The sequence below is a fragment of the Bradyrhizobium sediminis genome (assembly GCF_018736085.1).
Classification (GTDB): Bacteria; Pseudomonadota; Alphaproteobacteria; order Rhizobiales; family Xanthobacteraceae; genus Bradyrhizobium; species Bradyrhizobium sediminis.
Map to the genome: position 1 here is coordinate 2,154,975 of NZ_CP076134.1, position 14,581 is coordinate 2,169,555.

The 14,581-nt window shown below is 64.0% G+C and carries 14 protein-coding genes; 7 read left to right on the plus strand and 7 right to left on the minus strand.

Annotation, left to right across the window (positions count from 1 at the left end; genetic code table 11):
* Window positions 1-8: 8 nt before the first annotated feature.
* Window positions 9-1,133 carry a flagellar basal body P-ring protein FlgI gene (locus KMZ29_RS10225; protein WP_215623573.1) on the minus strand — a complete coding sequence of 375 codons (1,125 nt, stop codon included), beginning with the start codon at window positions 1,131-1,133 and terminating at the stop codon, window positions 9-11.
* A 261-nt stretch (window positions 1,134-1,394) separates the two neighbouring features.
* On the opposite strand from KMZ29_RS10225, the gene KMZ29_RS10230 reads away from it, so the two are divergent.
* Together KMZ29_RS10230 and dksA are read left to right on the plus strand one after the other, a co-directional pair.
* Entirely contained in the window at window positions 1,395-1,805 is a 411-nt protein-coding gene (locus tag KMZ29_RS10230) for a flagellar assembly protein FliX (RefSeq protein WP_215623574.1), read from the plus strand.
* A gap of 221 nt (window positions 1,806-2,026) precedes the next feature.
* Complete coding sequence (gene dksA / locus KMZ29_RS10235) at window positions 2,027-2,392, plus strand: RNA polymerase-binding protein DksA (RefSeq protein ID WP_100382788.1); 366 nt, start codon at window positions 2,027-2,029, stop codon at window positions 2,390-2,392.
* A gap of 55 nt (window positions 2,393-2,447) precedes the next feature.
* Here dksA and KMZ29_RS10240 read toward each other — a convergent pair whose 3' ends face one another.
* A complete protein-coding gene (locus tag KMZ29_RS10240) occupies window positions 2,448-2,768 on the minus strand; it encodes a type II toxin-antitoxin system RelE/ParE family toxin (RefSeq protein ID WP_215623575.1) in 321 nt (106 codons plus the stop codon).
* Entirely contained in the window at window positions 2,758-3,033 is a 276-nt protein-coding gene (locus tag KMZ29_RS10245; RefSeq protein WP_215623576.1) for a ribbon-helix-helix domain-containing protein, read from the minus strand. Before KMZ29_RS10245 ends, KMZ29_RS10240 begins: the two co-directional genes overlap by 11 nt.
* Window positions 3,034-3,113: 80 nt before the next feature.
* Between KMZ29_RS10245 and KMZ29_RS10250 the strand changes: the two genes are divergently transcribed.
* Window positions 3,114-3,899: a 2-keto-4-pentenoate hydratase gene (locus tag KMZ29_RS10250; RefSeq protein ID WP_215623577.1), complete on the plus strand. Its 786-nt coding sequence runs from the start codon at window positions 3,114-3,116 to the stop codon at window positions 3,897-3,899.
* A 363-nt stretch (window positions 3,900-4,262) separates the two neighbouring features.
* Entirely contained in the window at window positions 4,263-4,511 is a 249-nt protein-coding gene (locus tag KMZ29_RS10255) for a hypothetical protein (RefSeq protein ID WP_215623578.1), read from the plus strand.
* A gap of 90 nt (window positions 4,512-4,601) precedes the next feature.
* On the opposite strand, the gene KMZ29_RS10260 is transcribed toward KMZ29_RS10255, so the two are convergent.
* The gene (locus KMZ29_RS10260; RefSeq protein ID WP_369810123.1) at window positions 4,602-7,082 is read right to left on the minus strand and encodes a tetratricopeptide repeat protein; all 2,481 of its coding nucleotides are present in this window, start codon (window positions 7,080-7,082) and stop codon (window positions 4,602-4,604) included.
* Window positions 7,083-7,278: 196 nt separating this feature from the next.
* On the opposite strand from KMZ29_RS10260, the gene KMZ29_RS10265 reads away from it, so the two are divergent.
* On the plus strand, window positions 7,279-7,530 hold the full coding sequence (locus KMZ29_RS10265; RefSeq protein ID WP_215623579.1) for a hypothetical protein: 252 nt from the start codon (window positions 7,279-7,281) through the stop codon (window positions 7,528-7,530).
* A 97-nt stretch (window positions 7,531-7,627) separates the two neighbouring features.
* Here KMZ29_RS10265 and KMZ29_RS10270 read toward each other — a convergent pair whose 3' ends face one another.
* Window positions 7,628-7,999, minus strand: coding sequence for a hypothetical protein (locus KMZ29_RS10270; RefSeq protein WP_215623580.1), 372 nt, complete (start codon window positions 7,997-7,999; stop codon window positions 7,628-7,630).
* A 656-nt stretch (window positions 8,000-8,655) separates the two neighbouring features.
* On the opposite strand from KMZ29_RS10270, the gene KMZ29_RS10275 reads away from it, so the two are divergent.
* The gene (locus KMZ29_RS10275) at window positions 8,656-11,337 is read left to right on the plus strand and encodes an arylsulfatase (RefSeq protein WP_215623581.1); all 2,682 of its coding nucleotides are present in this window, start codon (window positions 8,656-8,658) and stop codon (window positions 11,335-11,337) included.
* A 191-nt stretch (window positions 11,338-11,528) separates the two neighbouring features.
* Window positions 11,529-12,605 carry a SphA family protein gene (locus tag KMZ29_RS10280; protein ID WP_215623582.1) on the plus strand — a complete coding sequence of 359 codons (1,077 nt, stop codon included), beginning with the start codon at window positions 11,529-11,531 and terminating at the stop codon, window positions 12,603-12,605.
* Window positions 12,606-12,745: 140 nt separating this feature from the next.
* Here the strand turns inward: KMZ29_RS10280 and flgH are convergent, their stop codons facing one another.
* Window positions 12,746-13,498: a flagellar basal body L-ring protein FlgH gene (gene flgH / locus KMZ29_RS10285; protein WP_215623583.1), complete on the minus strand. Its 753-nt coding sequence runs from the start codon at window positions 13,496-13,498 to the stop codon at window positions 12,746-12,748.
* A 5-nt stretch (window positions 13,499-13,503) separates the two neighbouring features.
* A complete protein-coding gene (gene flgA / locus KMZ29_RS10290) occupies window positions 13,504-14,571 on the minus strand; it encodes a flagellar basal body P-ring formation chaperone FlgA (RefSeq protein ID WP_215623584.1) in 1,068 nt (355 codons plus the stop codon).
* Window positions 14,572-14,581 lie beyond the last annotated feature (10 nt).

The window sequence follows — 14,581 nt, forward strand, 5'->3', positions numbered from 1 at the left end:
GGCCGGCATCACATCACCTCGATGTCGGCCTGGATCGCGCCGGCGGCCTTGATCGCCTGCAGGATGCCGATCAGGTCGCGCGGGCCGATGCCGAGGCCGTTGAGGCCGTCGACCAGCTGCTGCAGCGATACGCCGTCCTTGACGACCGCGAATTTCTTGCCGTCCTCGGAGACGCCGACGCTGGTTCGCGGCGTCACCACGGTTCGTCCGCGCGAGAACGGATTGGGCTGGCTGACCTGCGGGCTTTCGGAAATCGTCACGGTGAGATTGCCCTGCGCGACCGCGACGGTGGCGACGCGGACGTCGCGGCCCATCACGATGATGCCGGAACGTTCGTCAATCACGATCTTGGCGGCGAGATCAGGATCGACTTGCAATTGCTCGATCTCGGTCAGGAAGGCGACGACGTTGCCCTTGAATTCGGAAGGGATCGCCAGCTGCACGGTAGAGGGATCGATCGGCTCGGCGGTCTTGACGCCGAGAAAGTCGTTGACCGCCGCGGCGATGCGCTTGGCGGTGGTGAAGTCGGCATTGCGCAGCGCCAGCCGCACATTGGGCAGGCGGTTGAGCGCGAATTCGATCTCGCGCTCGATGATGGCGCCGTTGGCGATGCGGCCGACGGTCGGCACGCCGCGGACGATCTTGGCGGCCTCGCCCTCGGCCTGGAAGCCGGAGATCGCAAGCGATCCCTGCGCCACCGCATAGACGTTGCCGTCGGCGCCGAGCAGGGGGGTGACCAGCAGGGTGCCGCCCTGCAAATTCTTGGCGTCGCCGAGCGCCGAGACCGTGACGTCCATCCGCGTACCCTGGGTGCCGAAGGCGGGCAGGTTGCCGGTCACCATCACGGCGGCGACGTTGCCGGTGCGGATGGTGGCGCCGCGGATATTGACGCCCATGCGCTCGAGCATCGCCTGCAGTGACTGCTTGGTGAAGGGGATGTTGTTGAGGGTATCGCCGGTGCCGTTGAGGCCGACGACGAGGCCGTAGCCGATCAGCTGGTTCTGGCGCACGCCCTCGATATTGGCGAGATCCTTGATCCGCGAGGTCGCGCCCGCGGGCATGGCCGATAGCGCCAGCGCCAGCAGCGCGGCGCAGGCCACTCCAAACACGGTCTTCGAACGGACGCTTGGCATCCTCTGCTCCCCACGAGGTCTTCGGCTGGATCGCCTGGCCACTCCCATGACGGCGATCCGGCATTAACTATGCGAGCTCCGTGCCACGCCCTGTTTCTTTTATAAGACATTGATATATAACAAGAATCATTGCTTGGTCGACGGCGCCTCTGCGCCGCCGCAACGGCGAAACTGCCGCATCCCGGCAGATTCTGCCGGGCGATTTACGCTTCGTTAACCACAAGGAGGCGAAGCTGCCGCCTGCACCCGCGAGACAGCACGATGCGCATCTACGGACCGAACGGCACCACAATCGGGTCTCAGACCGGCAATACCAAGCGAACCTCCTCGACCGGTTTTGCGCTGCCCGACACCAATTCGACCGCCGAAACCCGCTCCGCGGCGCCGCCGAAAGCGGCCGGGAACATCGATGCGCTGCTGGCGCTGCAGGGCGTCGAGGACCCGGTCGAACGCCGCAAACGTTCGGTGCAGCGCGGTAGAGGCGCGCTCGACGTGCTGGACGACCTCAAACTGGGGCTGTTGTCCGGCAATTTCGACGCTTCCACGGTGAGCCGGCTGCGCGACGCCGCCGCCAACCTCAAAACCTCCTCCGGCGACCCCGGCCTCGACGCGGTCCTGTCCGAGATCGAGCTGCGGGTCGAAGTCGAACTGGCCAAAGCCGGGCAGTTCTGACGCCGCCCGGGCCGGGCCGGCGCTTTTTCACAGGTTCCTGCGCGAAACCCCGAGAAACCCTTGGTCCCGCAGGCTTTCCCGCTTCGGGCGATATTGTCTGTCACAACACGTCGCTATATAAGGCGCGCGCGGACGGACCGTTTCCGCCCCGCCTTGCACGTGAAGATGGGCTGGCCTTGGAAAAGTTGAAGAATTATCGACCCTCCGAAAAAGAGCCTTTCATGAACGACCGCCAGCGCGATTATTTTCGCGCCAAGCTCTTGGCGTGGAAGGACGAAATCCTGCGCGAATCCCGCATCACGCTGCAGACGCTGCAGGAAGAGAACGTCAATCACCCCGACCTCGCCGACCGCGCCTCGTCGGAAACCGACCGCGCGATCGAACTGCGCGCCCGCGACCGCCAGCGCAAGCTGATCTCCAAGATCGACGCAGCGCTGCAGCGCATCGAGGACAACACCTACGGCTATTGCGAGGAGACCGGCGAGCCCATCTCGCTGAAGCGGCTGGAAGCCCGCCCGATCGCGACGCTCTCGGTCGAAGCCCAGGAGCGCCACGAGAAACGCGAGAAGGTCTATCGCGACGAATAATGGTGGCCGCCGCGTGCGGCCATTTTGTTGTCCCATTTGCGGACCCGTCTGGCGGTTATCGCTTCGTTTCCCGATCGGCGCGAAGGTCGGTCTCGTAGTCGCGTCCGGCATAGGCAATCGTCACGATTTCTACCCGCGTTTTCAGCACCCGATAGGCGATGGTCACGCGCCGTTCGAAGGCAATCGTGCGTAGCCCCGGTGTGAGATCGTCGCGCCTGGTGCCCCGATCTGGAAACGTTCCCAGCGACGTGCAGGCAACCTCGATGTGGTCGATGTAGCCGCCTGCATTGGCCAAGCCGGACGCTTCGGCGGTGTAGCGATAAAGCGCCAGCAGGTCCGCTTCGGCTTGTGGCCGAAAGAAGACCTTAAGTGCCACGCTTGCTCGCCTTCATCGTCCTTCCATGAACCGCCCGCAGACGTTTGAACACGTCGGCTGCAGGAACGCTCTTCCGAGGATCGGCAAGCGAAGCAGCCACCTTGGTGCGGAGGTGGTCTTCGATAGCCGCTTCCTCCCGGTCGAGCGCCCGCAGCGCCGAACGCAGTATTTCACTGGCGTTGTCATAGCTACCTGACTTGAGCCGCTTTTCGAGGCTCGCCTGCATCGGTCCGAGTGTAACTGTGATAGGCTTGCTTGTACGCATGGTCTGGTTCCCTGTTCGTCAGCAGTCTAACATATGTGTATGACGATGTCATACAGTCTGATCCAGAGAAGTCTTCGCCGATGGACAAAATTCTCGCGGCCGCAAAGGCCATCGCCACCGCCCGCCGCAATCGCACGCCGCTCGCCGCGCTGCCGCCCGACATCGCCCCGCGGGACGAGGCCGAGGGCTACCGCATCCAGCGCGCGCAGCACGATCTCCTGTTGCCGCATGCCGGCGCCATGGTCGGCTACAAGATCGGCTGCACCTCTGCGGTGATGCAGCGATACCTCGACATCCCGCATCCCTGCGGCGGCGGTGTGTTCGCCAAGGGCGTGCACGACAGCGGGGCGCGGCTTGCGGCGAGCGACTACGTGCGCGTCGGCGTCGAATGCGAGATCGCGGTCAAGCTGGCGCGCGACCTGCTGCCGACGGAAGCGCCGTTCACCGCGGAGTGGGTGGGCGAAGCGATCGAGGCCTATTACCCCGCGATCGAGATCGTCGACGACCGCTACGTCAAATGGGAAACCATGGGCGCGCCCACTCTGGTGGCTGACGATTTTTTCGCCGCCGGCTGCGTGCTCGGCGAGGCCGTGGAGCGAACCAAAGCGCCCGACCTGCTCAAGGTCGCCGGCCGCGCCGTGATCAACGGCGTGGAAGCCGGCCGCGGCACCGGCGCCGACGTGCTCGGCCATCCCCACAATGCGCTCGCCTGGCTCGCCAATCATCTCGCCGCCGAGGGCAGGGGACTGCATGCCGGGCAGATCGTGCTGACCGGGAGCCTGGTGAAGACGGTGTGGCTCAAGGCCGGCGACAGCGTGACGATGGAGCTGGCGGGGCTGGGGAATGTGCAGGTTACGTTCGCGTGACGCGACGACCATTGCGCGCAAATGTTGAGCGGCTTTGCGACCATCTCTCGTCGTCCCGGCCTTGAGCCGGGGCCCATAACCACTGAGTTGAGTGGCGAAAAAGATTGGGGCTCCAGCCTGACATAACATCGGCGTCGGTGGTTATGGATCCCGGATCGCGTTCGCTGCGCTCACTTGTCCGGGACGACAGAAATTATCCCCGCGGCGCGATGACGCGACCCCGGGCCGGCGAAAGGATTTCTTAACCGGGAACATCAGTCGATCCGGCCCGGCATTTGATATTCGTTTAGGGTTCTCCGCGTTGATGGCGGAGGCGTCCGGCGCGGGAGAGCGTCCCGACCCTCTGCGAGCGAGAGCCCTCCGATGGACGATTCAGTTCAGGTCCACTGCACCCGCTGCAGGAACGTGTTCCGGGATCGGGCGCGCCGGCTTCAGAACGGCTATTCCAGGCAGTGCCCCTGCTGCGAGGTGGTGCTGTTCTTCGAGGAAACTTCCCCCGACAAGAACATCAAGCGCGCGATGTCCTCGGCGCGCGGCGTGTGCAAGGCGCTGCGCGAGGAGGAAATGGCAGGCCCGCCGAAGGCCATTCGGGGCACGCGCCGGTCGTATTGAGAGGACTCGCTTCGACGTCATTGCGAGCCAACGGGTCGGCGCGAAGCGCCGCCCGATGACAGGCTCCGCGAAGCAATCCAGCTCTCGTCCCTAATTCGCTTTGCCCGTCTGCCGCCGCAGCTCCCCGATCAGCGCCGCCAAATTCCGGTCTTCCGGCGTAAGGACCGCGAGCTGTTCGGCGTAGCCGAGCGCGGCGCCGGCATCGCCGGCGGTGCGGCTGAACGAAACCAGCGCCGACAGGATATCGCGATTGTTGGGATGGCGCTTCAGGGCTTCCTTCAAAACGGCCATCGCTTCGTCGCGGCGGCCGCCGGAATTGAGCGCGACGGCGTGGACATAGGCGTAGCGCGCTTGATCCGGCTGCAGCCCGGCCGCTTGCTGCAACTCAGCGAGCGCGTCATCCGGCCGCTTCAGCCGGCTCAGGGTCAGGCCGAGCGCGTGATGCGCGGCGGCATCGCGCGGCGACGCACCAAGTGCGGCGCGCAGCACGGCTTCGCCGTCGGTGTCGCGACCGCGTTGCCGATAGAGGTCGGCCAGATTGATCGCCGCCGTCGCATATTGCGGGCTGAGTTTCAGCGCGGCTTTGTACTCGGTCTCGGCATCGTCGCTCTGCCCGCGCTGGGCGAGAAAATTCGCCAGCGTGGTGCGGGCTTCCGGCCGCTCGGCATTGGCGCGCTGCGCCGCGATGAATTCCTTCGCCGCCTGATCGAAGCGTGCGCGATCCGCCGGCGGCTGGCTTGCGGCCGGAACGGAAGCGAGCAGCGCGGCCGCCCTGATCCGGACCCCGCGCACGGGATCGGCGAGCAGCGGAGCGGCAAGAGGCCAGATCTGGTTGGCCGGCAGGTTCTCCAGCATGTCGAGCGCGCCGATCCGCACCATCGGATCGGGATCGGCCAGCGCCGTTCTCGCGGTCGCGATATTGGCCGGCGAGACGCGGGAGGCGAGTTCTGAAAGCGCGCCGGCGCGGGCGACGGCCGGCGCATTCTTGTCCGCGGCGATCACGCCGAGCAGGGCTGCGGCATCGGCCGCGTCGGTGCGCGCGGCATGGAACGCCGCGCCGTAGTTCTGCAAGCCCTTGCGGGTGGGGCCGAACCATCGCTCGACCGCCTCGGCGGCCCATTGCGCCGGCTTGTCGCGGTGGCAGTCGTTGCAGGCGTTCGGCGTTCCCAACCTGACCGAGAGATCGGGCCGCGGCACGCGAAAGGCGTGGTCGTGCCTGATATCGACCACCATGTAGCTGCGGGCCGGCATGTGGCACGACATGCAGGTCGGGGCTGCGTCGGCGCTGGCATGATGGCGATGCCCGGCGTCGGCATACTTGTCGGAAGCATGGCATTGCAGGCAGACGCCTTCGCCTGAAGTTCGAAGTTTCGCGCTGTGCGGCTCGTGGCAGTCGCTGCAGGTGACGCCGGCGGCGAACATTTTTCCTTGCTTGAACGGCGTGTAATTATACGGCTCCTCGACGTCGCGAAGCTGGCCGTCGGCATGATAGGTGGTGCGCGCCAGCGCTTCGACCGCGTGGGTCTGCGACAGCCATTGGCCGGGCACCCAATCGGCGTGGAACGCGGCCCGGCGCGCGTGGCACAGGCCGCAGGTCTCGACTTCCTTGCTCAGCGTCGCCGGCGCGAGACTGCGCCGTGCGTTTCCGGTCCGGGCGTCGATCGGCCAGGCGACGTTGCGACGCTCGTCGAAACGCACCAGCAACCCCTTGCTCGAATCCTCGCGCTTGCCGAACGGCCACCAGCTCTGCCGGTCGCGCGCCCAGGCGGCGTGACGCGAGCCCTGGCCATGGCAGGCCTCGCAGCCGACGCTGATTTCCGCCGATGTGGTAGCGAAGCGATCGGTACTGGCGTCGTAGTTCTTGGCGACACCGGTGGAATGGCACTCCGCGCACATGAAATTCCAGTTCTGGTTCAGTTTGGTCCAGTGCAGGATATCGTCGTGCCGGATTTCCTCCTGGGGCGAGAGGTGAAACCAGCGCTGGCCGCCGTTGGCTGACGGCCTCGAGTCCCAGGCGAGCGACAGCGCCTGGATGCGTCCGTCAGGGAATTCGACGAGATATTGCTGCAGCGGATCGACGCCGAAAGTGTATTTCACCTCGAACACGGCGAGCTTGCCGTCGGGGCCGTCGGTCTCGACGAGAAATTTGCCGTCCTTGCGGAAGAAGCGCGAACGCACGCCGAAATAGTCGAAGCTCAAGTCGTTGAAATTGCCGAGCACGGTCTTATCGGTGGCGTGCTGCATCGCGGCCTTGTGCTGCGAGGCATTCCACAGCTTCGCCTCCGCCTGGTGGCAGCCCGCACAATTCTCGCTGCCGACGAAAGTCGCGACGGCGGAGTGTTGTGCCTTCGAGGCCGGCCCGCCGCCATTGAGGAGATGGAAGGCGACGCCGAACGCGAACACGGCAGCGATGGCGACCGCGATCGCTATCCAGATCCGGCGCTTCCGGAAGAGGGCGATTTTGAATCCGGCGGGAGCAGGGGCTTGCGACGGCGCGGCCTGCGAGGGCTCTCCGGCAGGTCCTTTCCGCGATCCAGCCTTGTTGCCGGACTTACGCCGCTTGCGTGACAACAACAGCCCCTCAGTGCTGGGATCGCCTAACCGCGATCGGGCAATGCCTGCGTCGGAACCGCCGCACGCATCATCGGCCGGCCCTGTATCAAGTCAAGCAGACCTCTCAGCGCATGGGCTGGTCGACGCTCTTGACCTGCATCAATACGCGGATCACTCTATGACGCCATTTTGAACTAAAATGGAGGACGTGGACATGAAGCTCTCGATCGCGTTATCGGCGCTGCTGACGACCGGGCTGGTGACTGGCTTCGTCGCCGCGAGCACGGAAAAGGCCAGCGCCGTCGTGTACTGCCAATATGTCGAATATCCCGTCGGTTGCGTTGTCAGGCCCGGCGTCGTGCTGCGGCCCCGGCCGGTCGCGCGCGCCGTGGTGGCCCCCGGCGTCGGCGTCCGCGGCACACCCATGAATCGCGGCGGTCCGGTCAACCGCGTCGGCCGGCGCTAGACGCCATGTTCCGGGGTGTCACCTCGGATGTGTCGCAATGTTGCCGTTGCCGGCACTTTTTGAACATGACCGCTTGAGCTGACGCAGGCTATGCGCGTCATTTGCTATTTCGGTTTTTGCTCGCGCCTCTGAGTTTAGGCGCGGGAGAAAGCGATTTGGCCGCGTCTGCCATTTGCATGCAAGTGAGCAGGTCGACATAACTGTCGCTTCCGGCTGCCGTCGCCTCGCCCTCGCATTGGTTTCTGATCTCTTTGGAGTTTGAGAGCCAAACGGAATTCAGCTGTTGTTGCGCGTCATTCTCGTCGCGCATGCAATCCTCGTAGCTCTGGGGCAGGGCGAGGCCCATCGCCTTGTCGGCTGCGACTGTCGCCTTGCATGTCGCCTCGACATTGAGTTTGGGAACGCGATCGCTGACGGGGATCGCCACTTGACCTCCAATCATCGCCATCGATAACAGCGCAATCTTCATCAAAGCCTCCTCCGAAAAATGAGAAGCATATCAGACGGCTGGTTGCGACGGTACGCTTGATTCAGCTCAGCGATCCCAAATCGTCGATGGCTTCCGCCGGCTTGAATTCTGTTGTCGGTTGCCATGGACGAATTGAAGCAAATACGAACGGGTCGACAACCGTTTGCGTCAATATCGCTGACACAAATGGAGCGTGATGACCGGCGCGTTTGCGCAACTGACATGATCATGCGAGCTGATTGTCATCCGCGCTTGATGTGGACCGCTTACGAGATGAAGGAGTATAGATTCTCTTCATTCTGTAGGAGGTATTTGATGAATTGCTCTCGAATTATTCGCACGATGATCGTTGTTGGTGGGCTTCTTTGCGTGCCGGCCCTGGCGTTAGCTCAAGGAACGCCCGTTACCCCGCCGCATGCTCCACTGCAAAAGACGATCGGCGGTCAGACCAAGCCCGAGGTCGTGCACACGGCGACCGTTCCGCACGAACAGCGGGGCGGTCACGATAATCCGGCGTCCGACATTTGACCTGAATCAAGAGCTAACGCGCCATCGTCTGCGATTTTATAAAATATTTGCTCCGCGCGATGAAAATGCATGTCTCAAATGTTGCCGCAGCTTCAGGCGGCGTTCGATCGTACCGGGAGAGCTTCATCATGAAATCGTATCAATCGGTTTTCGCGGCATTGAGCGTGTCGTTGCTGGTTTCCGCTTCGGCAGGCGCGCAACAGATCACCGGCGTTCCCGGCTCGCCCAGCGCTACGACAACCATTCCCGGCGATCAGCTTCCGGCGCCTCCGGAGAAATTCGGCGGCAAGATCGAGCGCGAGGCGACGAAGTCGAAGCCTTACTGGCCGGCGCGCATCGTGCCGCCGAAGGGCGCGCCGAACGTGCTCATGATCATCACCGACGATTCCGGCTATGGTGTAACCTCGACCTTCGGCGGCGTGATTCCGACGCCGGCGCTCGATCGGATTGCGAAGGATGGTCTGCGCTACACCAATTTCCATTCGACCGCGCTGTGCTCGCCGACCCGCGCCGCGCTGATCACCGGCCGCAATCATCACTCGGCCGGTTACGGGGTGATCGCCGAGCAGGCCACCGGCTTTCCCGGTTACGACAGCGTCATCACCAAGGACAAGGCCACGATCGGCCGCATCCTGCAGGACAATGGCTACCACACCGCCTGGTTCGGCAAGAACCACAACACCCCGGAATACCAGGCGAGCCAGGCAGGCCCCTTCGATCAGTGGCCGACCGGCATGGGCTTCGAATATTTCTACGGCTTCATGGGCGGCGACACCAATCAGTGGGAGCCGGGTAATCTGGTCCAGAACACCACGCCGATCTATCCCTATGTCGGAAAACCCGGCTGGAACCTGATGACGGCGATGGCCGATGAGGCGATCGATTACGTCAACCGCATGACTACGCTGTCGCCCGATCAGCCCTTCCTGATCAAGTTCGCGCCGGGCGCCACCCACGCGCCGCACCATCCGACGCCTGAGTGGGTCAAGAAGATCAGCGACATGAAGCTGTTCGACCAGGGCTGGAACAAGCTGCGGGAAACCATCTTCGAAAACCAGAAGAAGCTCGGCGTCATTCCGCAGAACGCCAAGCTGACACCGTGGCCGAAGGACCTGATCAAGGAATGGGACCAGCTCAACCCCGACGAAAAGAAGCTGTTCATCCGGCAGGTCGAAATCTTCGCAGCCTACGTCGCCTACGCCGACAACGAAATCGGCCGTGTCATCCAGGCGATCGACGACCTCGGCAAACTCGACAACACGCTGGTGATCTACATCAACGGCGACAACGGCACCAGCGCCGAGGGCCAGCCGAACGGCACGCCGAACGAAGTCGCGATGTTCAACGGGGCCAATCCGGGTGTCGAAGAGCAGCTGAAATATTTCTACGACGTCTGGGGCACTGATCGCACCTACAACCACATGTCGATCGGCTGGGCCTGGGCGTTCGATACGCCGTTCTCCTGGACCAAGCAGATCGTGTCGCATTTCGGCGGCACCCGCCAGGGCATGGCGATCTCGTGGCCGAAGGGGATCGCCGACAAGGGCGGGATCCGCCATCAGTTCCATCATGTCATCGATGTCGTGCCGACGATCCTGCAGGCGGCCGGCATCAAGCAGCCGGCCATGGTGGACGGCATCAAGCAGAGCCCGATCGAGGGCGTCAGCATGATGTACACATTCGATGCCAAGAACGCGAACGCGCCCTCGACGCACAAGACGCAGTATTTCGAGATGTTCGCCGACCGCGCGATCTATAACGACGGCTGGATCGCCTCTACCAAGGTCATGCGGCCGCCGTGGGTGACGGATGCCAAGCTGCCGAGCCCGCTGGATTATCCCTGGGAGCTTTACGATCTCAAGAACGACTGGACGCAGTACGAGGACGTTGCGGCCAGGAATCCTGCCAAGCTGAAGGAGATGCAGGAGCTGTTCTGGAAGGAAGCGCAGAAATATCAGGTACTGCCGCTGGATTCGTCGGTGGTTTCGCGGATGATAACCCCGCGGCCAAGCCTCAGCGCCGGCCGTAGCTCCTTCACCTGGACCCGGCCGATGACCGGCACGCCGAACGGCGATGCGCCGAGCCTGCTCAACACTTCCTATAATTTCAAGATCGACGTCGAAGTGGCGCAGGGCGGCGCCGAGGGCATGCTGATCACGCAAGGCGGGCGGTTCGGCGGCTATGGCTTCTACCTCTTGAAGAACAAGCCGGTGTTCACCTGGAACCTGGTCGACCTCAAGCGCGTGCGCTGGGAGGGGCCGGAACTTGCGCCCGGCAAGCACGTGATCGAGTTCGACTTCAAGTATGATGGTCTTGGGCCTGCGACCATGGCGTTCGGCGATTATAGCGGTGTCGGCGCCGGCGGGACCGGCGAGTTGAAGGTCGATGGCAAGATGGTCGCGACCGAGAAAATGGAGCACACGCTTCCCTTCACGGTGCAGTGGGATGAGTCGCTCGATATCGGATCGGACACCGGCACGCCGGTCGACGACAACGATTACAGCACGCCGTTCGCCTTCACCGGCAAGCTGAACAAGATCGCGCTGACCATCGACCGGCCGAAATTGAGTCCCGCCGACATCAAGCGTCTGCAGGAAACGGCGCGCGCCGCCGGCGACGGACCGTCGGCCGATGCCGGCGATACGGCGGCTGCCGGCGCCGCGCCGCAGGTCTCGGGCGACATCGGCCTCGGCCTCGCGCAAAAGGTCGTGCTGCGCATGGACAAGCTGGAAGGCTGCCGCAAGCAGGCCCAAGGGCTGGGTCTCAGGATTGTCGAACGTGTCCAGTACGTCCGCAATTGCATGAAGTGAGATGCGGTCGAACCGGCTGTCGCGTGAAAACTCGGTCACGTGCAGCGCGCAACAATCGAATTGCGCGTTGCCGGGATGTGGCATCAAAGCCTCACGCGGGATAGATCGACGCATTCGGGCCGTTTTCATCTTGCGTCCCGAAATCTTCGGGAATCAACTGGCATCGCGATCGAACTTGTGGGGGGCCGCCGATGCAGCCTGAGATATCGGTTTTGAGATCCGGCGGTTTGCGGCGAAAGCTGAGCGCCGGCCTGGCCGCCACCGCGCTTGCTGCGCTTTCTCCTCAAATCGCGCGTGCCGACGAAAGCGGCGTCTCGTTCTGGCTTCCGGGATTATACGGCAGTCTCGCCGCAACGCCGGCCACGCCGGGCTGGTCGGTGGCCGCGATCTACTACCATACCTCCGTGGGCGCGTCGGGAGCCGCCGCTGCATCGCGGGAATTCCAGGTCGGGAGATTTTCGCCGACCGTCAACATCGATCTCAATCTGGCCTTGCGCGGCCAGGCCGATCTGATGCTGATCGCGCCGACCTACACCTTCGCGACGCCGGTGCTCGGCGGCCAGTTGTCGGCGACGCTCGCCGGCGTCTACGGCAGAAATTCCGCGAGCCTCGACGGCACGCTGACCGTGGCGGCGGGGCCGATCGTGACCACGCGCAACGGATTCCTCGAAGACGCGCTCGTCTCCTATGGCGATCTCTATCCGACCTTGAAGCTGAAGTGGACCAACGGCGTCCACAACTACATGGTTTACGGCGCGGGCGATATTCCCGTCGGCGACTACAATCCGAACCGGCTGGCCAATATCGGCATCGGTCACGGCGCCATCGACTTCGGCGGCGGCTACACCTATTTGAATCCCGCGACCGGCACGGAATTTTCCGGCGTCGGCGGCTTCACCTACAATTTCAAGAACCCCGATACCCAGTACCAAAGCGGCATCGATTTCCATTTCGACTGGGGCGTGTCGCAGTTCCTGTCGAAGCAGGTCTTTGTCGGCTTCGTCGGCTATGCCTACCAGCAGATCACCGACGACTTCGGTCAGCCCGCCGTTCTCGGCGGCTTCCGCTCGCGCGTTCTCGGCGCGGGCCCGCAGATCGGATATATTTTTCCGATCGGCAGCAACCAGGCATTTCTCGGCCTGAAGGGATATGGCGAGTTCGACGCCGCCAACCGGCCGTCCGGCTGGAACACCTGGCTGACGTTCTCGATCTCGGAGGCCGCGCCCGCCAGCGCGATGACGCCGACCAGGCATATCGTGCGGAAGTAGACCGGCGGCGTTTATTGGCCGTCGCCCGGTAGCGCCAGAAACAACCACGGCCTCCGCCAGGGGAGCTGACGGAGGCCGCGTTGGAACACTTCATCGCGCCTAGGTTCGCAATGAGGTGTGGGAGCTCTTGAAACGAACGACTAGAACGGCAGCAACACGTCCATCACCTGCTGGCCGTATCGCGGTTGCTGCACATCGGTGATCTGGCCGCGGCCGCCATAGGCGATGCGGGCCTGCGCGATCTTGCTGGAGTCGATGGTGTTGTCGCTCTGGATGTCCTCCGGGCGCACGATGCCGGCGACGATCAGTTCGCGGATTTCGAAATTGACCCGGATCTCCTGCTTGCCCTCGACCACGAGATTGCCGTTCGGCAGCACCTGCGTGACCACGGCGGCGACGCTGGTCTGCAACGCTTCCTGGCGATTGACCGAACCCTTGCCGTCGCTGGAAGACGTCGAGTCCGTGGTCAGGAGGCGGCCGGGCAGGATCTTGTTGGGTTGCGTGATCGTTTGGGAGCCGATGAAGTCGGTGATGCCCGAATCTTCCTTGCTGGTGCGGCTGCGCTGGGTCTCGTTGGCGATATTGGCCTTGTCGGTGAAATTCACGGTCACCGTGAGCAGGTCGCCGATCCTGGCGGCGCGCTGGTCCTTGAAGAAGGCCCGGGAGCCGTTGCGCCATAATGAATTGGCGTTGTAGGAGGCGGTCTCCGGCTTCGGCATCGGCATCTGCACCGGCTTGTAGCCGGGCTGCGCCGTCGGATTCTCGATCTCGGTCAGCTTCGGCTTCTCGCCGATCTGCGACAGCCGGTCGATCGACGAACAGCCGCTTGCAAGGGCTGTGGTCGCCAGCAGCGCGCCGGTCAGGATGAAGCGGTGGATACGGGAAGCGTACATCTACATTACTCGGCTTTTGGAGACACGGGTGCAGTTGCGTTGGCGGCGGCGACCGCGACCGGCGCTGCGCCGACGGCGGAAGTCGCGTCTGACGTGTCGGGCAGGCGGGGCGTCGCGACCGTGATCGAGACCTGGCCGCGGCCGGTGACGACGCCGGAGATAGTGCGCTTGGATTGCAGGTTGAGCACGTTGACGACGTCGCCTTCGGTGCCGCTCTCCAGCGCCTTGCCGCGAATGGTGAGATAGAGCCCGGCGGCTTGGTAGATCAAAGTGACGCTCTGGTCGCGCTGCACCAGATCAGGCTTGGCGAGATCGGCCAGCCGCAGCGCCTGGCCGGCGCGCAACTGCCTGCGCGCCTGCATGCCGACCGCGCGGTCGCGGCGGGCGGCGTCGTTGCCGACCTCGGCCTTCGGCCGGCGCTCGATCACCACGTCGGAGGCTTTCAGCACTTCATTGCGCTCGACGCCGCGCGCCAGCACCGCGGCCTCGACGGTCTCGATCACGGTGCCGGCGAAGCGCAGCCTGACCGGGGCGGCGCCGCTGTCATTCGATATCTCGAGCGTCACGTCGAAACGGCCGTTGCGCGCGTCGTAGCGCACCGATGCGGGGTGCAGCGCGCCGCTGTTGGCGGCGTCCAGCCTGACATCGCCGGCGTCGCGGTCGAAGGTCAGGCCGAGATTGGCGGCCTCGCCGAGGCCATTCCGGCGCTCCAGCGCATGGGCGACGGCGAGCTCGATGTCCTTGCCCTCCAGCGTCCGCGCCAGCCGGGTGACGGAAATCTCCCTGAGGTCGCGGGTGTCGACGCCGATCACCTGATGCGCGCGCAACGCGGTCAGCACCCGGTCGACCGGCAGCGTCCCTGTCATGCCGAGATCCGGCGCGCGATAGATCGCGATTCCAGCCGAGGGGCCGGCGTTGTCGATGACGTCGCCGATCCGAACCAGGTCGCCCGATACCGTGACATTGGCGCGCAGCACCGGCGTCGCGATGGCGTCGTCGCGGGTCTGGCCCAATGCCGCCGCGGACACGGCGGCGAGCAGGGCGATGGCGAGGGAAAGCGAACGGACGAACATTTTCAGCGCC